The organism is Parabacteroides gordonii MS-1 = DSM 23371 (assembly GCF_000969825.1).
In the GTDB taxonomy this organism is placed as follows: domain Bacteria; phylum Bacteroidota; class Bacteroidia; order Bacteroidales; family Tannerellaceae; genus Parabacteroides; species Parabacteroides gordonii.
Genome location: NZ_KQ033919.1, coordinates 3982076 through 4004179 on the forward strand (window position 1 = coordinate 3982076; position 22104 = coordinate 4004179).

The window sequence follows — 22104 nt, forward strand, 5'->3', positions numbered from 1 at the left end:
GATATATGAAAAACGTTAGATCTACAGTATTATTTTCTTTGACAGGAGCAGCGATGTTGGCATCGCTGCCCTCCTGCAAGGAAAAGGAGGAGAGCAAGAAGCCCATGAACATCCTCTACATCATGTGTGATGACCATTCGTACCAGACAATCAGTGCGTACGATAACCGGTTCATCGAGACGCCTAATATTGACCGTATCGCCAAAGAAGGAGTCCGTTTTACAAACAGCTTTGTAGCCAACTCGTTAAGCGGGCCGAGCCGCGCTTGCCTGCTGACCGGTAAGCATAGCCATAAGAATGGCTTTACCGACAACACAAAGACGTTCGACGGCGAACAGCAGACTTTCCCGAAGTTATTGAAACAAGTCGGTTACCAGACTGCTATTGTCGGTAAGTGGCACCTTACTTCCGATCCTACAGGATTCGATTACTGGAACATCCTGATCGGACAAGGGGATTACTACAATCCGTATTTCATCGATAACGGGGAAAAGAAACAGATTGAAGGATACGCCACCAATATAACGACCGACCTGGCTATCGACTGGTTGGATCAGAAAAGGGACAAGGATAAACCGTTCTGTCTGCTCCTGCATCACAAGGCTCCGCACCGTACCTGGATGCCCGATACTTGTGACCTGGATCTGTATAACGACGTTGTATTCCCTATCCCCGAAACTTTCTACGATAAGTACGAAGGCCGCATTGCCGCTTCCGAGCAGGAAATGAGCATTATCGAGGATATGGATCTTGTTTATGACCTGAAACTGGCCGATAAAGAGAACGAAATCCATACCAAGACAGGGTTGGAAAAGGCCGGTCGTGCAATGTATAACCGGATGAATCCCGATCAGAAAGCTGCCTGGGATAAACATTACGACCCGATCATCAAGGATTTCAAAGAGAGAAAGCTGAGCGATAAGGCGTTAGCCGAATGGAAATATCAGCAGTATATGCATGATTATATCCGTGTGATCCATTCGGTAGACCGCAACGTGGGACGCGTACTGGATTACCTGGAAAAGAACGATATGCTGGATAATACCATCATCGTTTATACGTCCGACCAGGGTTTCTATATGGGCGAACATGGTTGGTTCGACAAACGTTTTATGTATGAAGAGTCTTTCCGCACGCCGATGCTGGTACGTTATCCGGGAGGCATAAAGGGTGATATCCCTGAAATGGTTCAGAATATCGACCATGCGGCTACGTTCCTTGAACTGGCCGGTGCTCCGGTACCTGAAGATATCCAGGGAGATTCTTACCTGCCGCTGCTGAAAGGCGAACATCCGAAAGACTGGCGTACTTCATTGTATTACCATTTCTACGAATATCCGGCAGAGCACATGGTAAAACGCCATTACGGAGTTCGTACGGATCGTTACAAACTGATCCATTTCTACAACGACATCGATGTATGGGAACTGTACGACCTGCAGAACGACCCGATGGAAATGAAGAACATCTATAACGAACCGGGCAACGAAGAGATCATCAAACAACTAAAAGATGAACTCCACAAACTACAGAAGCAGTATGACGACCCGATAGAGTCGGAATTGGCAAAAAGCTGATAGATATAGACAGGTAAAATAATAAAGGCTGTTCCATGATAATTCAGGAGCAGCCTTTTTTCGTATGATCGACTTTTAGTTCAATCTATAGCATAGAGGCTATTTGCTTTTCCAAAGCTTGTTTAATGAATGCGTTGATAGATACCCCGGCTTGTTTGGCAAGCAATGCAATCCGGCTATGTATCTCAGGAGATATGCGAACATTCAAAGAGCCGGAAAAACTTTTAAGAGGCTTTATCCCTTCTTCTTCGCAGTAAGCCAAATAATCATCTACTGCTTCATGAAAAGCCGCTGTAAGTTCTTTTACGCTTTCGCCTTCAAAGTTCACAAGTCCGTTTATACCCTCTATTTTACCGAAAAAGACGTTGTCCTTTTCACTAAAGTTCACAGAACCGATATAGCCTTTGTAAGTTAATGTATTCATTTGTTTATGCCGCATTTATCAGGTTGCCGCCCTGTTCACAAATGTAACTATATTTTAGTTGCAAGCAAGGGCTGAGGGATATAAAAAAACACCATAAGAAGCAATGTCGCTTTCTAATGGTGTTCATGTGGAGAATATCGGACTCGAACCGATCACCTACAGACTGCCAGTCTGTCGCTCTAGCCAGATGAGCTAATCCCCCGTTGTTTATTTTCGAGTGCAAATATAGGGCTTTTCCTGATATTAGCACTATCTTTGTATAAGAATTTTATACGAAAAGCGATGATTATTTATAATACAACATTTAATATAGAGAATGATATCCTTGCCGAATGCGTGGATTATCTCAAGAAAGACTATATTCCCAGAGCTGCTGCAAGCGGTTTTCTGATGACTCCCTATCTGCGTCGTATCCTGCAGGATGAAACGGAAGAGGCTTCCAGTTACTCGGTTCAGTTCCATGTAAAGAACTATGAGACACTGGAATACTGGTTGCAGAATGAAGGCCGTGCCCTGCAACAGGAGCTGGTGCAACGTTTTGGGCCTAAGATTGTCGGTTTCAGTACGCTACTGGAAGATATAGCACTGGATCTATGATCAAAGACCGTATCATACTTGGTATAGACCCCGGAACGATCGTGATGGGATATGGTGTCCTGAAGATCGAAGGGAATAAGCCGAAGCTCGAAGCTATGGGCGTGCTGCAACTGAATAAGTATGAAGATCACTACATTCGTCTGAAAAAGATCTTTGAGCGGGTATTGGCTTTGATCGATCAGTATCATCCCGATGAGTTGGCTATCGAAGCCCCTTTCTTCGGAAAGAATGTGCAGAGTATGCTGAAGTTGGGACGGGCACAAGGCGTGGCTATGGCGGCTGCCCTTGAACGCGAAATCCCTATTTTCGAATATGCCCCGCTGAAGATCAAGATGTCTATCACCGGTAACGGTAACGCAGCCAAAGAACAGGTTGCCGGAATGTTACAACGTTTCCTGCATATCCCGCAAGAGTCGATGTTGCCGCAACTGGATGCCACCGACGGATTGGCGGCCGCCGTTTGCCATTATTTCCAGACGAATAACCCGATCTCGGAAAAGAAATATTCCGGCTGGAAGGATTTCCTCGCGAAGAACCCCGATAAAGTCCGTAAGTAAAGCCGATCTCTCCTGTATAACATAAAAAAGTCCGGAACGCATATTCCGGACTTTTTCTATCTAATAATGTATAGCTTATACAATACCCTGTGCCATCATCGCCTTGGCCACTTTCATGAAGCCGGCAATGTTTGCACCTTTCACATAGTTAATATATTTACCGTCTCTACCATGCTCTACGCATTGTTCGTGGATCGCACTCATGATCTGGTGCAGTTTGGCATCCACTTCAGCGGCAGTCCAGGAGATATGCATGGCATTCTGTGTCATTTCCAATCCCGAAGTAGCTACACCGCCGGCATTAACGGCTTTACCCGGAGCAAACAACTGGTTGTGTTCGATAAATAGATCGACAGCTTCGGCCGTACAACCCATATTGGACACTTCGGCAACGCACAAAGTCTTATTCTCGATCAGTTTGCGGGCATCGTCTGCATCCAGTTCGTTTTGTGTAGCGCAAGGCAGGGCGATATCCACTTTCTGTTCCCAGGGTTTCTTACCCGGATAGAAGGTTGCACCGGGATATTCCTCAGCATAAGGAGCCACGATGTCGTTACCGCTGTTACGCAATTCCAACAGATATTCGATCTTGTCGCCCGAAATACCGTCCGGATCATACACATATCCGTCAGGGCCGGAGATCGTAACTACTTTGGCACCCAGTTCTGTCGCCTTCTTTGTTGCTCCCCAGGCCACATTTCCGAAACCGGAAACGGCCACTGTTTTTCCTTTTATATCGATACCATGAGTTTCAAGCATCTGATGTACGAAGTAAAGGGCACCATATCCCGTAGCTTCCGGGCGAAGGATAGAACCGCCGAATTCCATACCTTTACCAGTAAATGTACCGGTGTTTTCGCGTGCCAGTTTCTTATACATTCCGTACATATAACCTACTTCGCGGCCCCCTACGCCGATATCACCTGCCGGAACATCGCGGTCAGGCCCCAGGTTACGCCACAGCTCCATGATGAAAGCCTGGCAAAAACGCATGATCTCTGCATCGCTCTTTCCGCGGGGAGCAAAGTCTGAACCGCCCTTACCACCACCCATCGGTAATGTAGTCAGCGCATTTTTGAATGTTTGCTCAAAACCCAGGAACTTAAGAATGGATAAGTTTACAGACGGGTGGAAACGGATTCCCCCCTTATACGGGCCGATCGCATTATTGAATTGTACGCGGTATCCTAAATTAACCTGTACTTCACCTTTATCGTCTACCCAGGGTACACGGAAAGTAAAGATACGTTCCGGTTCAACCAAACGCTCGATGATCTTCGCTTTCTCGAATTCAGGATGCTGGTTATAAACCTCTTCTATTGATAAAAGAACTTCTTTCACGGCCTGCAAGTACTCTTTTTCACCCGGGTGCTTTGCTTCCAGTGCAGATAAAATAACTTCTGTTTTCATAGCGTTTATTGCTTTTTAAGGAATAACATTATGTAGGCAAATGTAGGGAATTCTACGGATTGACCAAGCGTTTTGCTTTCTTTTTGACAGTTCAGGATATGTTATTGATGCATATATTGCAGACGTTTTCGGTTACCCTTCGTCCAACTAGTATCAAAGTGCCGGGAAACTAATTGTTTATCAGGCATATTCTAATCTTTAACATATGTATTTTTATACTTTTGAGCTAGCATGAATTTAATTTTGAGCTAGCTCGAAATTGATTTTTAGCATGGTCAAAATTAATTTTCAGCATGCTCAAAAGAAAAAAAATATAGGAGAAAAATATTAGTGAATAGAGAGGAAAAGAATAGAATGTCGGGAGAAAAATCTTAATACTCTGCATCGGATTTGATTTTTTCCTTACTTTTGGGCGTATATAACTCTATAAAATCATTATGAGCGGAATACCGGACTTTAAGAACCTTGTGTTTAAAGACACATCCTTCGCCAATCTAATGAATAAGCGTATATATAATGTATTGCTTATCGCCACTAAATATGATGCCTTTATGTTGGAAGACGACGGGCGGGTAGACGAACAGATATTTAACGAATATACTTCGCTGAGCCTTCGTTATCCACCCCGTTTTACCCAGGTGACAACGGAAGAAGAGGCACTTGCCGAGCTGAAAGACCGCAACTTTGAACTGATTATCTGTATGCCTAATATGGATAACCGCGACATCTTTGCGGCGGCCAAAGAAATCAAAGTGCATTATCCTAATATTCCGATCGTGGTGCTGACACCTTTCTCGAAGGAAGTTTCCAAACGTATTGCCAACGAAGACCTGAGCGCGATCGACTATGTGTTCAGTTGGCTGGGTAATGCGGAGCTGTTGCTGGCCATCATCAAGTTGATAGAGGATAAATGGAATGCGCCCGACGATACGAAGAGTGTCGGCGTGCAGATCATCCTGCTGGTGGAAGACTCTATCCGTTTCTATTCTTCGGCTTTACCACATTTATATAAATTCGTGCTGGAGCAAAGCCAGATGTTTGCCCAGGAAGCATTGAACGGTCATCAGCGTACCTTGCGTATGCGTGGGCGTCCAAAGATCAAGCTGGCCCGTAATTATGAGGAAGCTGTCCGCATTTTTAACCAGTACCGGGATAATATGCTCGGTATCGTTTCGGATATGAGTTTCATGCACGACGGGGTGAAAGATCCTTATGCCGGGTATAAGTTCGGGCAGTATGTCCGTAAGACGGGGCTGATCATTCCTTTTGTCCTGGAGTCGTCCGAGTCGTGCAATAAGGTATATGCGAAAGAGTTGGGAGCTTCGTTTATCGATAAGAATTCGAAGAGTTACCCGCAGGATCTCCGTAAGAAGATCATGCAACGTTTCGGGTTCGGCGACTTCGTGATCCTTAATCCGCAGACAAAGGAAGAGATTATGCGTATCAAAGACCTGAAGGATTTGCAGAAGAAAGTCTTCCAGATCCCCGACGATTCGCTGGTCTACCATCTTTCGCGCAACCATTTCTCTCGCTTCTTCTATTCGCGTGCCATGTTTCCGCCCGCAGAGGTGTTGAAGCGGGTGGATGTGAGCGACTATAAAGATATGGATGAGGCTCGTAAACTGATATTCGACCTGATCGTGCAATACCGCCGGATGAAGAACTCCGGTGTAGTAGCCATCTACCAGAAAGACCGCTTCGACGAATACAGTAACTTTGCCCGTATCGGCGAAGGTTCGCTGGGAGGAAAGGGTAGAGGCCTGGCCTTTATGGGGGCGATGGTGAAACGTTACCCCAAACTGGAAACGGAGAACTTCAATACCAACATACCGAAGACGGTCGTGATATGTACCGACATCTTCGACGAGTTTATGGAAACGAACGAGTTGCTGCCCATCGCCCTGAGTGATGCGGACGATGAGACGATCCTTAAATACTTCCTTCGTGCCAGTCTGCCGGCCAGCCTGATCGACGATTTGATGGCTTTCTTCGATGTGGTGAAGAGCCCGATTGCCGTCCGTTCGTCCAGCCTGCTCGAAGATTCGCATTATCAACCGTTCGCTGGAATTTATTCTACCTATATGGTTCCCCGCATGGAAGATAAATATGAGATGCTGCGTATTCTGAGCGATGCCATCAAGGCGGTGTACGCTTCCGTCTTTTATCGTGATAGTAAGGCGTATATGATGGCAACATCCAACCTGATCGACCAGGAGAAGATGGCGGTCGTGTTGCAGGAGGTGGTAGGAAACCGTTACAACGATCATTTCTATCCGACTATTTCCGGTGTGGCCCGTTCACTGAATTTCTACCCGATCGGTAACGAGAAGGCGGAAGATGGCATTGCCAATATCGCCCTCGGACTGGGTAAATATATCGTGGATGGCGGACAGACATTGCGTTTCTCCCCGCGTCACCCGCACAATATCCTGCAAATGAGTACGATGGATTTCGCCCTTCGGGAAACGCAAACCCGTTTTTATGCGCTCGACCTGAAGAACCTGGCGGAACAGTTTTCTATCGACGACTCGTTCAACCTGACGCGCCTGGGCTTGAAGGAGGCCGACGCAGACGGTTCCCTGAAATATATTGTTTCTACTTACGATCCTTACGATCAGATTATCCGCGACGGTTATTATTCCGGCGGACGGAAAATCCTGTCTTTCGTCAATATCCTGCAACATGATGTATTCCCTCTGGCCAAGACCCTGGATGAATTACTCAGTATCGGACAGAAAGAGATGGGACGTCCCGTCGAGATCGAGTTCGCCGTCAATGTCGATCCGAATAATCACGATAAGGCAACCTTCTATCTCCTTCAGATCCGACCGATCGTAGATAATAAGGAGATTATGGATGAGGATCTGACGCAGGTGCAGAACGAAGAGACGATCCTGTCGTCTACCAGCGTGCTCGGACATGGCATCGTAACGGATGTACAGGATATTATCTATGTGAAAAGCGGGGCTTTCAACTCATCGAACAATCAGCTGATCGCTTATGAAATAGAGAAACTGAACCGGCGCTTTACCGAAGAGGAAAAGAACTATGTACTGGTCGGCCCCGGACGTTGGGGAAGCAGCGACCACTGGTTGGGTATTCCGGTGAAGTGGCCGCATATCAGCAATGCCCGCGTAATAGTGGAATGTGGTCTTGAGAACTACCGTGTCGATCCGAGCCAGGGAACGCACTTCTTCCAGAACCTGACCTCTTTCGGTGTCGGATATTTCACTATCAATCCATTCAAGGGAGACGGCTGGTTCGATGAGGCCTACCTGAATGCCTTGCCGGCTGTCGAGGATACGGAGTATCTGCGGCATGTTCATTTTGATAAACCGATCGTTATCAAGATGGATGGAAAGAAGAGTTTAGGCGTGGTACTTAAGCCGGAATGAGAAAAAGTTGTTGTTTTTCAACAATTTTCTTCTCAGGGCTTTTTTGTGTTATTTTATTCATATACATTTGTAACTATCTTATAGCGCATGAAAATTAAAACGTATATAATTAGGCGGATTAATATACGCATTTGTGTATCAGAATAGACTAAAGAAGGGACGAATGGGACAAGCTGGAGAAAATGAAACGGAATCAGGTAAAGATGAGCAGGCTTTTTTTGAGGAGGAAATATCCAAATTAATAGAAGATCAATATCTGTTCACGGAAAGTATCTATGCCTACCTGCCAATAGGTATTGAAATATATGATGCAGAAGGTCTTTTGCGTAGCGTCAACGACTATGCTTTACGTATGTACGGCATAGCTGACCGGGCAACGGTGGTAGGGACGGTCAACTTGTTTAACAGTCCTTATATGGACGATACTCTTAAGGCTCAGGTAAAAAACGGAGAGAAAATCTCTTTGGAGTTTGAATATGATTTTGACCAGATAAATAGCGACGCATACTTTTCTTCTAGCAATAAGAGTACGATGATTTATAACGTACAGGTTGTTGCTATAAGGGGTAAAAAAGGAGGAATTATCGGGCATATATTGCTGGCCAATGATGTAACGGCTGTGAGAGAAGCGGAATACCGTACGGAAGAAACCAAGAAAAATCTGGAAATGGCTATGGATGCCGCTAATATGGCTTCCTGGATATATGATGTACGCAAGGAAGTTTTTACTCCGCTGTATGGGGAAACTGTATCGGGTGAGACTATGACGATCGAGAATGCACTGAAGATGTTGCATCCCCAGGATCATGCTCCCTTGAAGCTGCTTTTTTCACAACTGATAAATAAGGAAATTCAAACGGGACAGATCACATTGCGCTTTTATAATGAGCAGGAGCAGCAATATCGTTTCTATGAAAGCCGTATGCGGTTATCCTCCGAGCATCTGAGAAGGTTGCAGATTATCGGGACACAACTGGATGTGACGGAAAGAATACAAATGGCAAAGAAGACACAGGATCTGATTGCAAAACGTGAGTTGGCCATGAAAGTCAGCAATATCGTCCATTGGGATTTTGATGTGCGGAACCAAAAGTTCGAATCGTATAATGATCCGGTCAACGACTATGTCAGCGACCGTTTGTTGGCTGTTTCAGAATATATGGATGTTATACATCCGGAAGACCGTCCTTCGGTACAAGCAACTGTACAGTCTATGACCGAAGGAAGAGACCATACCTTTAATATCACATGCCGTATGCAAACCAAATATGATGACACCTGGCAATATTGTGACATTATAGGCGTCCCTTTTGAACGTGATGAAGAGGGGAATATCATACGCTTTACAGGCTTCAGGCAAAACATTCCCAAATTACAGAAATTAAACCGGGAACTTAGAGAAAGAAATTATAGAATAGAACTTACCTTCAAGACGGTAGGTATGTCTTATTGGGATTTTGATGTAAAGAGCGATATGTTCAGAGCTTTCAACGATCCGGTAAATGACTATCATTCGGAAAAAACAATTAAGGCTGATGAATATCTGAAAGTAGCCCATCCGGATGATATCGATTGTGTCTGCGACTATATCAATCATATGCGTCAGGGTGTTGACAAGGATTTTAATTTGAAATATCGCTCTAAGACGAAATGGGATGATGAATGGCAGACTTTACTGGTCACCGGTATTCAGGTTGAGAGAGATCTGAAAGGGCACGTTACCCGCTATACCGGCATAACGATCAATAATACGAAATGGGAAAAGATGATCCAGGAGCTGAAGGAAATGAAAGAAAAGGCGGAACTTTCCGACCGGCTTAAATCGGCTTTCCTTGCCAATATGAGTCATGAAATACGCACTCCTTTGAATGCTATTGTCGGTTTCTCCGAACTATTGACAACCTGCGATGATCCGGAAGAAAAAGAGGAGTATGCCGGTATTATCCAATCAAATAATGAGTTGTTGTTACGGTTGATCAACGATATTCTGGATCTATCCAAGATAGAGTCGGGTGTTATCGATCGTAAATGCGAGCGGTTTAACCTGGCAAAAGTCTCCGGTGAATTATATACGACGGTGTTACCAAAGATAATAAATCCGGCTGTCAAGTTCAGTATGGACGATTCTTTTCCGGATTGTTTGGTTGTCTTGGATAGAAGCCGGCTCAAGCAGGTATGGATGAATTTTCTCACCAATGCCGTGAAGTGTACGAAAGCGGGATATATAAAAATGGGATATTCGATTGAAGGGGGAGGCATACGAATCTATGTGGAAGATACGGGAGTCGGTATTCCCGAAGAAAAACATGATAAGGTCTTTGCCCGGTTCGAGAAGCTCAATGAGTTTGCACAGGGAACAGGATTAGGGTTAACCATTTCCAAAGCGATTGTTGAATCAGCAGGGGGAAAGGTTGGATTTACTTCGACTCCCGGTGTCGGATCTACCTTTTGGGCCTGGTTTCCTTGCTCTCCGGAGTTAGTTGAGCAATGAAGAAAACAAAGCCCTCTCCGCTATATAAGCAAAGAGGGCTTCTTGTTTTGTATAGGAAAAGGATCAATCTTTCTTCTTAATAAAGTCGGAAGGATAATTTACCTTGTTAATGATTTCGTTACCTTTCAGGTGGATCCAGGTTTTAAAACCGTTTTCACCTTCAGTCATTTCGATTACGCGTGCACCGTTTGTCAGGTTGTTGTAAACCGTGTCGCCTCCGGTGTAACGGCCATAGGCTAATAAGATTCCTTTCCAGTAAACGGCATAATCGTCATCGTGATCATGGCCGACAAAGACACCTTGAACATCTCCCATTTCTTTCATGGAAGCAAACAGTCCGGAGTTCAGTTGTGGAGCGCAGGCTTTCTCTTTACGTGTTCCTACCAGGATCGCTGTTTCATCCGAAGCTGCCTGATTATATTCGGGCAGGGCGATATGGAAGAAAGCCAGGGAAGGGACAGGTGTTCCTCCATTCTGTTTCGTGAATTTGGCACTGTTATCGCGATACCATTGCACCTGGTCGAACTTGATGTAATCGTATCCGCCGATACCTTCTATCTGGGAATAAGAGTGAGAGTCCATGCAATAAAGCACGACAGCATCTTTATTTCCATTCGATGATTTGATCGGAAGAATATAATTGCTGGCTCCCGATACACCTTTTACAGAATCTGTCAGGTTGTAAGGGATCGTTCGGATGATATCGAACAACTGTGTGCGTGTCAGGCCTTGTTCGTTATCATGGTTACCGAATGTCATGCCGAAAGGTATCTGACGTTTAGCTGCCAGGTTAAGTATGGTACGCATACCTTCTTCGGCCGGTTGACCATAAATCACATCACCGGTGAAAAGCACCAGATCCGGTTTCTCTGCATCCAGCACTTCATTGATCCTTTCGATCGAAATGGCCGACTTCGGATTGTTATGGATATAATGTACATCGGTGAATTGTACGATCTTAAATTTACCGTCCTTGTTGAATTTCAGTGACGGCTGTTGGGCGTTGCCGTTCAATAGGCCGACCAGCAGGAATATGATACAAAAAAATAACTGTTTCATCTTCTCGTAGATTTATTATTTAAAAACAGGCATCGAACGGCCGATCCATACTTGCGGTTGTTGCAGGTTGAAGATTTCGGCAACAGTTGAGGCACAATCGAACTGCATCATGCTGATGTTATCGAAGCAATATCCTTTTTTGATATTCTTTCCGGCAATGATAAAGGGTGTTTCCATTTCTTGCATGGTCTTTCCGCCATGTCCTTTATTGATACCACCATGATCGGCTGTGATAATGAAGATCGTATCGTCGTACATACCGGCTTTTTTCACTGCTTCTACAATCTGACCGATATAGCCGTCCAGTTCTTTTATCTTAGCATAATAAGCGGGAGTGTCGTGTCCGTCGGCATGTCCTACATGGTCGGGGTTGTCAAAAGCGATCATGGTAAGTGTCGGCTTTTTCTCGGTGATGTATTTAACGGCCATTTCGCACAATACGGTCGGTTGTTTGTTATAGTCCGGGCCTTGTGCATGGTAGCTCAGTGACAAGGTATCCACCAGATATTTGATACCGTCCCAGTCGTAAAGGCAACCTATTTCTGCATCCGGCTGGGCGTCGCGCAGTAATTGGAAAACGGTCGGGAAAATACCATGCTTGTTCAGTTCGCGTGAAGGCAGTTCGGGTGTTCTTGATCCCCATTCAGTGTATCCGTGAATCTCCGGCCCTGCTCCCATGAACATGGATGCCCAGTTTACTGCACTGGATGAAGGGAGTACGGAACGTTTCTTCAACGTATAGGAACCCTCTTTCATAAATTGTTTGGTGACAGGCATCTCTGCTTTTTCTACACTATAAGCTCCCCAGCCGTCCAGACCGATCCAGACTACGTGCTTAGCTTTTGGTTTGGCGGCAAAAGCCGAACTGATTGTGAAAATGGTTAAAACCAGAATAAGTAATAAGTTTCTCTGTTTCATGATAAGTGTTTAATTTGTATTAGTACCTCAAAGGTATGTAAAATAGGGACGATTACCCAATTAGCATAGCTTCTTTTATTATTATTTTATAGTGATATCGAATTGGTCATACGACTCGGTTCTCCAGGATTTATCGGCAGTTGTCGGCGAAATGGCGAAAAGCGGGGAGAAAGTCTTTATCTTGATCGTCTGACCGTCCGGCATAAATTCCATGATACGCAACCAACCGTCGCCACCGTTGCCATGCCAGAAACCATCGGCAGTCTGGGCGTTGAACATCATTTGTGGTATTTCTTTTCCGGCCGCATTCTTATCCACGCGGAAAGCAACGTTATCTTTGAACGGGGCGATCTCACATTCGTGTCCGCAGATGACCATGCAGATATTGGAAGAAGGATAAACGAGTTTCTGCCAGATCGCTTCCCCGTAGTTGGCAGGAGATACTTTGTAGTTCTCTTTTATGTGACGTTTTCCGTTCCATGCCAGGAAAGAGTGAGTCAGTATAATGACCTTATGGTCTTTATACTTCGGCTTTTCGGTGACGGTCTTTGCCCATTCGATGGCTTCGTCACGAGGGGCAAACTCCAGGGATACGACAAGTATTTTGCCCCAGGTATCGGTCTCGAATTCGTAGGCTGCATTTTCAAGTGTCGGGATATCCTGATAGTTGTTCCCTACTTCTACTAATGATTTTCTCCAGCAGGAATTTCTTTCCGAAGGGAAATAGGCAGGAAAACGGCATAAACGATTCTCTGACTTTTCGTATCCGTAATCATGATTTCCGGTGCAGATCACGTAAGGTAATTTATTATCCAACCGGGCAAAAGCCTGTGAGGCCGCTTTCCATTGCTCTTCGCTGGTTTGGTTGCCGTTTACTCCGTCAGGTATGCGGATTTCGTTCTGTTCAACCAGGTCGCCTGTACATAGAACGGCTTCGATGTTCAGCCTTTCCTTGTTGTTGGCCGTCCAGGCGGTCATCAGTTCGAATAAGGGCTGGTTTACATCGAATTTGGTGTAACTCTGCGGGTCGGGGAGCAGGATCATGGAGAATGATTTGCTATCCGTTAACTGGGGTTGTACAGGTTGTACCTGGGCGGTAACCGTTAATAGGTTGAGCAGGATACCGATCGATAGAATAAGTCTTTTTTTCATACGTGTTTATCTTTATGATATGATTTTAATGGGATGACGGAGACACTTCAAAAGTGGTGAGAACGGCAGCATGGTCGGAAGCCCATACATCGTCTATCTCCGGAGTCGTCTTGACTATCTTTGAAGATATGGCTTTTATTCCTTTCCCTTTGTAGAAAAGGAAGTCGATCCGGCTAACCCGCAATTGTCCGTAGATAACGGCGAATGTGCCTTCCGGGCGGCTTACTTCATCCGGATTGATCTCACGGAAACTATCTTTATAACCTTCGCTTTGGATATAGATAGTGGTAGGGAATGGAACCGGGCCATATCCATAATGCAAGGGAGCAGCAGCGGCTGTCCAGTCCAGATGGCTGCATGAATTGAAGTCGCCTCCAATAATAACGGGAGTTTCGTCGTCTGTCAGATAAGGTTTGGTATCCTTTTCAAGAATATGTTTCATGTCGACCAGAGCTCGGATCGAGTCTTCTGCTACCCAGATACGCGGATCATGTCCGCTATTCGGATAATTGCAGGAGTATTCGGGACGGTAGGCATACCGCAACCAGCAAGCATTAACGAGCAGTTGACGTCCGTTAGGCAATGTTATTTTTCCCGGATTGGAGTTGAATGTTTTATCGGTGGGTATCTTTTCCAACGGATAGCGGCTGAAGAGTACAAGGTTATCGTCTAATGCCGGAGTCTGCATATTGTAGTTAAGCGAATCTTTAAAACGTTGTTGTCCGCCGTAACCTTCCTGCATGGTTATGATATCCGCATGGGAAGCTTTTAACAAGTCGATGATCCGGCTTTGCCCGTCATTTCCGACATGCCGGCCTCCGTGCCAGATATTCCATTGCAGGATTTTGACAATGTTGGGATTATTGCTGCTGTTGCAGGTGATTCTTTTCTCTATCAGTCCTTCACTTATTTCCGGAATATAATTCGTTTTATCCAGTTTAAAAGAAGGAACCTTTATTTTTATCTTATTACTGAAAGTGGCTTTGTCGGAAATATCGGCGGTCACCAATAGGTAATTAATTCCCGGTGTCAATTTTATTTCTCCTTTGGAAGCTTTGAATGTCATTTTCTCTTTAGGAGCTTTGCCGTTCCCGAATAACTCTGTCCGTGTATTTGAACGGGCGTTTTTGCCAGTATAATATATATGTACGCGAGAGATATCAGATAGGGAAGTCATATCCGACAGATCCAGTGACAATTCGGTTAGGGATAATGGTGCTTGATTACCGGTAACTGCTATTCTTACTTTCAGGATCTGATCGTCACGGGTGCCTTGGTCTGCATCCCATTCGCTGTCTATTACAACTGCATTAAATAATTCCTGGGTTATATCGGCTGTGTAGCTGAATTTCGGATTGTCGTTTACTACGGTATATGCCATAGGAATCGTACCTTTATAATCTACCCGGCCATTGCGTATATGATAGGCCTGGTCTCCTTTTCCGACCCAGTTGACGGAAACATCATTTATCCCGTCATCAAAATTGTAATAAGCGATTAATGTTTTGAATTGAGGATGAGTGGGAGTAAGCGGTTTACCCATCCATTCCCGTATCATTTCGGTAGACAAGGCAGAATTCCAGACACGTACTTCGTCCATAAGGCCACCGAAAGATGTCGTATCGCTTTCGTTTATTCCCAGAGCTCCGGGCAATACGGAAACGGCAACCGGTTTACTGTCTGCCACTTCGCCATCCAGATATAATCTGGTGACAGTCCCGTCGCAGGTAAGAGCGACATGATGCCATTGATCATCCAGTGTCTCCTTCGACCATAGATCGGCCCGGGTGCTATGAAGTTTCCCTTTTTCTATGACAAGCGGGAGATAATCGGTTATATTCAGTTGGCTGTACTCACCTCCTCCAAAAATAATTTCCTGATCTTTCCAGGATGTATCATCCCCTTTGATCCATGTTTCAAGTGTAAAGGGTGCGTCGAGGATTCGGATCCCCGTTTTTACATTGTTATCTTTCCCATCGAGATGTAAGGCGAGATTCTGGCCGGGAGACTGGGCTATCGACTGGGTGACGGATGAGCAGAGTAGAAATAGAATAAAGAAGCATGCCTTCTCTAAGAATGGCCGTTTGTAATACTGATATTTCATGATATTAATGTGATGTGTTTTTGTATCTCCAAAGGTAACCATTTTGTGTGAAAAAGGGATAGGATTTCTCCTATCCCTTATAATAATTCATGATATAGAGGAAAGAATGTTAGTGTCTATTATTCTAGGTAGAATATAACGTTCTTTCTGTTTTATTTCAGTATCCACATTATGTCGTTGATATTATCGCTACCACCAAACTGACGACTCAGTGCTTCTTCCAGATTTTCACGGTTGTAGTTGTATTCTCTTTCGGGATACATATAACGAACAGGGATACGATCCGGAGCTGTTACGTTTTTACTTGATTCCGGATTGATCGGCAATACAGGATAACCGGTTCTTCTATAATCGTAATAAGCTTCGTAAGTATGTTGCAGATAATATGAAATATATTTCTGGATAATAATCTTTTCCAGATCTTTTTCAAAAGAACCTGTCAGTTGTATTTTATCATTAGCCAGGTAAGATGCAATATAATCGTTAGTGATGACACGTCCGTGTGCATATTCTTCCGGTGTATAATCTTTGACAAATTTCATATGAGCTTCGATCCCTTTTTTATAATACTCACTGGTATTCCCACTAATCCAGCCACGTAGACAAGCTTCTGCCAAAAGGAATTGCTGTTCACTGTATCCCAAACGTATCAGCGGTTCACCTTCTACATGACTTTCGGAAATGTAACGGAGGTTCGGCCGGCAAAATAAATTGGCTCCATGTGCTTTCGATACATCTCCATAGGGGAGAGACGGATCGACACCGACATAGGCATCAAAATCGCTTTCCTCTTTACCTTCGTTTATCTTGGCAATAGAGGGCTCTCCGTAGTAGAACAAACGGTAATCTCCGTATTCTGTCATTTGATCAACCAGTGCAGATGACATCATTGCATATTTTGTCTGGTTGGAAGTCAAATCGTTGAAAGGATATTTCATCCCCTGTTGGTCTTTGTAAACCAATTGGAAGTTGTCCGCATTGGATGTCATTAAAGAACCATTCTGAACGATTCCGGCAAAACGGGATTTTAGGTTCAGGTCAGACTCATTTTCCTTTTTGGAAAGGTTCATTAATACTTTCAACTGGAATGCAGTCACTGTTTTTTTCCAGTTTTCCTTATTCCCGCTAAAAATAATATCGCCTTCGAATGCCATATCATCTGCTTCGGAGAAACATTGATAAGCTTTTTCCAGATCATTGAGAATGCCCAGCATTACTTCTTTCTGAGTTTCGTATTTTGGGCGGGGATTACCTTCTTCCCCCTGACCGGCGTTGGTGTATGGAATATCTCCTATATTTAGAGAAATATAATAAAGCAGATAAGCTTTAGAGAAAAGGGCTAATCCTTCGTAACCTTTTTGTCCGGGCGACTTAGCTACCATATCGTTGCAATTGACAACCTGTAGGAAGCCGTCGAAATCGCCACGTCCGATATTGTTGTATTGCAAATCTGAAACGCCTTCGTTCCATACGATTTGTTTAGCCAGCACACCGTCGTTTACATATTCCTTTACGGTGCGGTCTTTACGGACAACCTCGTAGATAACTTTGGTTGCCAACATAGAAGAGGGCACTGTTGTTGCCGTATCCGGGTCTGTATTAAGTTTTTCAAAATTATCACAACCAGTAAATATGGATAGTGCTGTGAATAATAACAGAAATTTATTTATATGTTTCATAATCACTCAGTTTTTAAAAATCAAGTTTAATATTCAAACCAACATAACGCATGGAAGGAGCATTCAGCAACTCTTCGTGATCTTCTGTGATAGCATCCGGATCCGAATATTTGAAGTCCTTGCACCAGATGAAGAGGTTTTGTCCTACCAGAGAGACGTGGATATTATCGAAACCGATCTTTTGAGCAGCCTCTCCCGGCAATTTATATCCGATAGACAATTCGCGTAATTTCAGGAATGTCAGGTCATGAATGTTCTGGATTCTTTTACTTCCATTCCAGGGTTGGTAATTCTTTGTATAGGCTTCGTAAGACACGGCAACGTCGTTGGGAGCGAATACACGTGTATCTTCCAGAATATTTCCGTAAGAATCATATTTTACGGAACCTGAAACAACCTTTACACCCTGGCCTACATAATTAGTCTTTCCGTTTACGACTTCGTCATAACGCCATTGATTATCGCTATCGATATGTGTTCCGGAATTCCACATGGCTTGTTCCAGACGGTTGTAAGCCTTACCTCCGACACGTCCGTCGAAAGAAACATCAAGAGTGAAATTTTTATAGCTCAGATGATTCGTGAAACCCCATACCCAGTTAGGACGTTCGAAACCGGCTTTTGTAGGATAATCGCTCAATACGGGCAGACCACCGCTATGTACAATGTTTCCTTGCGGATCTCTTTCCCAATCGTATACTTCAAACCAGTCCCAGCGTTCGCCCGGTTTTACCCAAGGTCTGTCGGTTGAATAAGTCTCGTCGATCTTATGATAATAGTAGCGGTCGCGTCCCCAGTTGAAAGAAGAAGTCCAGTTCCAGTCTTTTGTTTTGATAATATCACCGGATACGGTTACTTCCCATCCTTTTTTGATACGTTCTTCATCGTAATTGTTCAACGTTTTCTCAAAACCGGAAGTATAGCTTAAAGGAGATTCATGCTGGATATCAGTCATTAACTTGGTATAATAAGCTACATCGAAACGTAAACGATTACTCAGGAAATGAGCGGCAGCACCCACTTCAAAGGAAGTTGCCTTTTGAGGAACCAGTGTAGCATCACGGATCATCGTCGGATAGGCGGCAGTAGATTTGCTGTCCCATACATTCTGTGTGATCTTGTATACTTTATTGATATCATATATATCGGCAGCTGTTTTAGTGATAGTCCATGAACTTCTTAATTTCAAAAAGCTCAGGTAGTCGGACATATCGACCAGTTCCGAAAGGATAACGCTACCGGATACAGATGGATAGAAGTAGGATTGTTCTGATTTAGCCAGTGTGGAAACCCAGTCGTTACGACCTGTGGCTTCGATGAAAACCGCATTTTTCCAAGATAAATCGATTTTACCGTAAACACTGTTTGTCTGTTTTGTTTTTACAGTGGTTGACACAGATGGAAGATCCTTCGATGCTTTTAGCGAATAAAATCCGGGAACAGTTAATCCTCCGTTTGTATTGGCATCGAACTCGTCTTTTTGGTAATAGTTTAATCCCATACCTAACATTCCGCCAACATTGAAGTCGCCCACCTTTTTATCAGCGATCAACAGAACGTCGCCTATGATACCATACCCTCTGCGTTCATATTTCTCAAATTTACCAGTCTGGCTATTACGGGCGCTAAGAGGTATTTTATATTCAAATTTTCTAGAGTAAGTATCAGACCCCACACGTGCAGTCGCTTTCAACCAATCTAAAATTTCATAATTGAGAGTAGCCTGTGCATTGGCGCGGTTTTCTAATTGTGATTTTGTTGCTGCGTTTGCCAGGAAATAAGGGTTATTGTAATCGTATTTGTATAACCAGTTTTGTTCGATATCTTCTTTTCCTTCTTTCCAGTAATTTTTGAATTCACGAATATCGAATTCGGTACCTGTCCATACGATCATATTGTAAAGATAACCATCCCAGCCATATCCTTCTCCTCTGAACTGAGGACTGTAGCTACCATTGTAAGTGATAGAGGCATCCAGGGAAAATTTACCGAACTTCATATCTCCTGCAACGGTATAAGTGAAATCATTCAATTTGTTTCCAGGAAATTGTCCTTTGTTGTAGACATGTGTCAATGAGGTTCTGAAACTGCCGTTCTTGCCTTTGTAGGTTACATTCACATTGTTGTTGGTGACGAAAGATGTTTCCAAAAGATTATTGAAATTGTTCTTACCCTTTGATACCAATGGCATCTCTCTCCATTCATACGTGTTAGGGTCATATTGGACGGCATTTCTTCCGATGTCCAGTTTATCTCCCCAGACATATTCACTCAACTCCTGTAAATACTTACCTCCGGAACCGCTACTGTAGGATGATTGTACTTCCGGCAATACCAGATATCCGGCATTGAACATCGTATTACTGTTTACACTGACTGCCAGACCTTCTTTCGTTCCGCGCTTTGTTGTTATCATAATGGCTCCTGAAGCTCCCTTTTCTCCATAGAGGGCGGAGGCAGTCGCACCTTTCAATACACTCATCGATTCGATATCATCAGCTGCAACATCGCTTAGCCCGGTGTTTTCAAACGGGATACCATCAATTACGATAAGTGGTTTTTCACCACGTAATAAGATCGTTGAGCTTTCGTTAAATGCATTTGTATTGATCACAGAAACTCCCGCGATCTTACCGGAAAGGGAGGTGGCTATGTTGGCACCTTTTACTGTTGTGAATTCATCACCTCCGACTTTCTGGACGGAATAACCCAATGCTTTTTCCGAACGTTTGATACCTAACGCTGTTACTACTACTTCTTCCAGCAGTTCTGTATCTTCCGATAAAATGACATTTATCGTCGACTGTTCGCCAACCTGGATTTCCTTGCCGGCATATCCGATGTAGGAAATAACCAATACAGCTTTGTTGGGCACGGATAAACTGAATTTTCCGTCTATATCTGTAATGGTTCCGTTGGTAGAACCTTTCTCCACTACATTAGCACCGATAATCGGTTCTCCTTTTGCATCGGTAATTGTTCCTGAGATATTTTTGATGGATTGTTGTACTTTTGCTTCACTAAGTACTTCCTTCGGTGAAAGGATAATGCTCTTATCCAGTACCTTATAACTGATATCCGTTCCATTGAACAGCTGTTCCAATACATTAAAAACATTCTTCTTGTTGCTTTTGATGGAAACAACACGGTTGGTGTTTACCTGTTTGTTGTTATAGAAGAAATGGAAATCCGATTGTTTTTCTATTTCATCTAATACGTCCTGTACTGTTTTGTTATTAACGTTCAGGGACAATGTAGCCGACTGGCTGTAGCTTTCGGAGGCATACGCCAATCCAATGCATACAAATAGCATTATTGCGGTGAGTCTCATACATAATGGTATTTTCTTCAGGATAATAAACGGTGAATTCACCATCCTGAAATGTTGGATGCTAAAATAATTTGTCATAGATTTGTAAGTGATTTTAGAGTTAAAAAATTCATTTGCTAAGCTTGTCGCCAAACAAGCCTGCAGTTGGTTTTCATACGGGAAAATACGCCAATATTTTTCCGTATGTTTTGTTTTAAGGAGGTTCTGTTGCTTTCATACTGTATTTATTAGGTTACACAAAAAATTAATATAGTTCGACAATTGTTTTTTCTGATACTTTGTTTTTGTCCGGGTTTATCTCCGGATCTATGAATTTGTATTGAATACCAGACGATAACCGGAAGTGTTCAAGAATAAGCATAAGATGCTGCCCACTGAAAGTTCCGGTGAAAGAATTTTCATACAACAAATCGTTTTTTACGATAAATTGGGTATTGAAACGCTTATCCAGTATTTTTAAAGCCTCTTCGAAAGAGGTGTTTCTGAAAACAACCAAACCATCTTTCCAGGCTATTTGTGTCGGTAGATAAGATGCGTTTGTCTTGATTCCCTTGGTTTTTATGTTATAAGCCACTTCGTCATCCGGCTTCATAATAAACGACTCTTCTTCATTCTTCTTGTTTCGGAAAGAAAGTTTGACCGAACCGGAAATCAAAGAGGTTGTCACCTGGTTGCTTTCTTTATATGCTTCAATATTAAATTCTGTGCCCAGCACTTCAGCTTTCAGGTCGAAAGGCGTGTTTACGATAAATCTCTTTGATTTATCTTTCTGCACGGAAAAATAGGCTTCTCCATCCAGTTCGACAGTGCGGGTGTCGCCGGTAAATTTCTGGGGATGTTTTAAATAAGATCCGGAGTTTAACCACACTTTACTGCCATCCGGCAGATTTAAGGCTGCGACCATACCGGGATTTGTTTTGATTTCAATATATTCGACCGGCTCTTTTTTAGTAACGAAATAAATAGTACTGAGCAGTAAAGGTAGAATAAGGATAGCTGCGACTTTTTGAAACCAGACAAGATAATTCGTTTTGTTCGGTTTGCGGAATCTTTTCTTTACTTGCTCTAACGCTTCTGCTGAATTTACTTCTTTAATTGTATTAAGAGTGTCGGTCGCCATATAGATGTACTGAACATCCCGGGCTAGTTTTCTATTTTCTTCAGACTCCTGTAGCCATTGCTCTACTTCCTGCTTTTGATCAGCGGAAAGTGAATCGGTATAATAACGTAGAAGTATATGTTCGTCTATATGTTTTTGCATGTCCATTTTGTCTCTTTATATTAAAGACTAACGAACAGAGATACCTCCTAAATGAAAAAGTGTTTTTTTGAGATAATTTTTTTAATGAAGTGAAAGAGTTCTAGTAAGACTATGGTAAAAATGTATGCAAACTGCCTGTTTTTCCACAT

At 43.5% G+C, this 22104-nt stretch carries 14 protein-coding genes and 1 tRNA gene; 5 read left to right on the plus strand and 10 right to left on the minus strand.

The genetic code is table 11. From position 1 onward, the window contains the following. Window positions 1–5: 5 nt before the first annotated feature. Window positions 6–1577 (plus strand): sulfatase family protein, encoded by a 1572-nt coding sequence (locus HMPREF1536_RS15050; RefSeq protein ID WP_028726069.1) that lies wholly within the window; start codon window positions 6–8, stop codon window positions 1575–1577. Between the two features lie 85 nt (window positions 1578–1662). Here HMPREF1536_RS15050 and HMPREF1536_RS15055 read toward each other — a convergent pair whose 3' ends face one another. After that, a complete protein-coding gene (locus tag HMPREF1536_RS15055; RefSeq protein WP_028726068.1) occupies window positions 1663–2001 on the minus strand; it encodes a type II toxin-antitoxin system HicB family antitoxin in 339 nt (112 codons plus the stop codon). 128 nt (window positions 2002–2129) lie between these two features. Beyond that, window positions 2130–2203: transfer RNA gene (locus HMPREF1536_RS15060), tRNA-Ala, on the minus strand. Window positions 2204–2283: 80 nt separating this feature from the next. Here HMPREF1536_RS15060 and HMPREF1536_RS15065 point away from each other — a divergent pair. Next, window positions 2284–2598, plus strand: a complete 315-nt coding sequence (locus HMPREF1536_RS15065; RefSeq protein WP_028726067.1) for a DUF4286 family protein — start codon at window positions 2284–2286, stop codon at window positions 2596–2598. Next, the gene (ruvC, locus tag HMPREF1536_RS15070) at window positions 2595–3155 is read left to right on the plus strand and encodes a crossover junction endodeoxyribonuclease RuvC (protein ID WP_028726066.1); all 561 of its coding nucleotides are present in this window, start codon (window positions 2595–2597) and stop codon (window positions 3153–3155) included. The genes HMPREF1536_RS15065 and ruvC overlap by 4 nt, the downstream gene beginning before the upstream one ends. A 75-nt stretch (window positions 3156–3230) precedes the next feature. Here ruvC and gdhA read toward each other — a convergent pair whose 3' ends face one another. Then, complete coding sequence (gene gdhA, locus HMPREF1536_RS15075; protein ID WP_028726065.1) at window positions 3231–4565, minus strand: NADP-specific glutamate dehydrogenase; 1335 nt, start codon at window positions 4563–4565, stop codon at window positions 3231–3233. Window positions 4566–5002: 437 nt separating this feature from the next. On the opposite strand from gdhA, the gene HMPREF1536_RS15080 reads away from it, so the two are divergent. Both HMPREF1536_RS15080 and HMPREF1536_RS15085 read left to right on the plus strand, forming a co-directional pair. Next, window positions 5003–7960: a PEP/pyruvate-binding domain-containing protein gene (locus HMPREF1536_RS15080; RefSeq protein ID WP_028726064.1), complete on the plus strand. Its 2958-nt coding sequence runs from the start codon at window positions 5003–5005 to the stop codon at window positions 7958–7960. Window positions 7961–8123: 163 nt separating this feature from the next. Beyond that, the gene (locus HMPREF1536_RS15085) at window positions 8124–10451 is read left to right on the plus strand and encodes a PAS domain-containing sensor histidine kinase (protein ID WP_028726063.1); all 2328 of its coding nucleotides are present in this window, start codon (window positions 8124–8126) and stop codon (window positions 10449–10451) included. A 63-nt stretch (window positions 10452–10514) separates the two neighbouring features. Here the strand turns inward: HMPREF1536_RS15085 and HMPREF1536_RS15090 are convergent, their stop codons facing one another. The 7 genes from HMPREF1536_RS15090 to HMPREF1536_RS15120 all read right to left on the minus strand — a co-directional run bounded on the left by HMPREF1536_RS15090 (window position 10515) and on the right by HMPREF1536_RS15120 (window position 21961). Further along, window positions 10515–11510 (minus strand): metallophosphoesterase family protein, encoded by a 996-nt coding sequence (locus HMPREF1536_RS15090; RefSeq protein ID WP_028726062.1) that lies wholly within the window; start codon window positions 11508–11510, stop codon window positions 10515–10517. A gap of 15 nt (window positions 11511–11525) precedes the next feature. Beyond that, complete coding sequence (locus HMPREF1536_RS15095) at window positions 11526–12428, minus strand: alkaline phosphatase family protein (RefSeq protein WP_028726061.1); 903 nt, start codon at window positions 12426–12428, stop codon at window positions 11526–11528. 81 nt (window positions 12429–12509) lie between these two features. Continuing rightward, a complete protein-coding gene (locus tag HMPREF1536_RS15100; protein WP_028726060.1) occupies window positions 12510–13580 on the minus strand; it encodes a metallophosphoesterase in 1071 nt (356 codons plus the stop codon). Between the two features lie 25 nt (window positions 13581–13605). Next, window positions 13606–15684, minus strand: a complete 2079-nt coding sequence (locus tag HMPREF1536_RS15105) for a BNR-repeat neuraminidase N-terminal domain-containing protein (RefSeq protein ID WP_044191359.1) — start codon at window positions 15682–15684, stop codon at window positions 13606–13608. Between the two features lie 152 nt (window positions 15685–15836). Further along, the gene (locus tag HMPREF1536_RS15110; protein ID WP_028726058.1) at window positions 15837–17363 is read right to left on the minus strand and encodes a SusD/RagB family nutrient-binding outer membrane lipoprotein; all 1527 of its coding nucleotides are present in this window, start codon (window positions 17361–17363) and stop codon (window positions 15837–15839) included. A 13-nt stretch (window positions 17364–17376) separates the two neighbouring features. After that, the gene (locus HMPREF1536_RS15115; RefSeq protein WP_028726057.1) at window positions 17377–20694 is read right to left on the minus strand and encodes a SusC/RagA family TonB-linked outer membrane protein; all 3318 of its coding nucleotides are present in this window, start codon (window positions 20692–20694) and stop codon (window positions 17377–17379) included. Window positions 20695–20938: 244 nt separating this feature from the next. Continuing rightward, window positions 20939–21961, minus strand: coding sequence for a FecR family protein (locus HMPREF1536_RS15120; protein WP_028726056.1), 1023 nt, complete (start codon window positions 21959–21961; stop codon window positions 20939–20941). Between the last annotated feature and the right edge of the window lie 143 nt (window positions 21962–22104).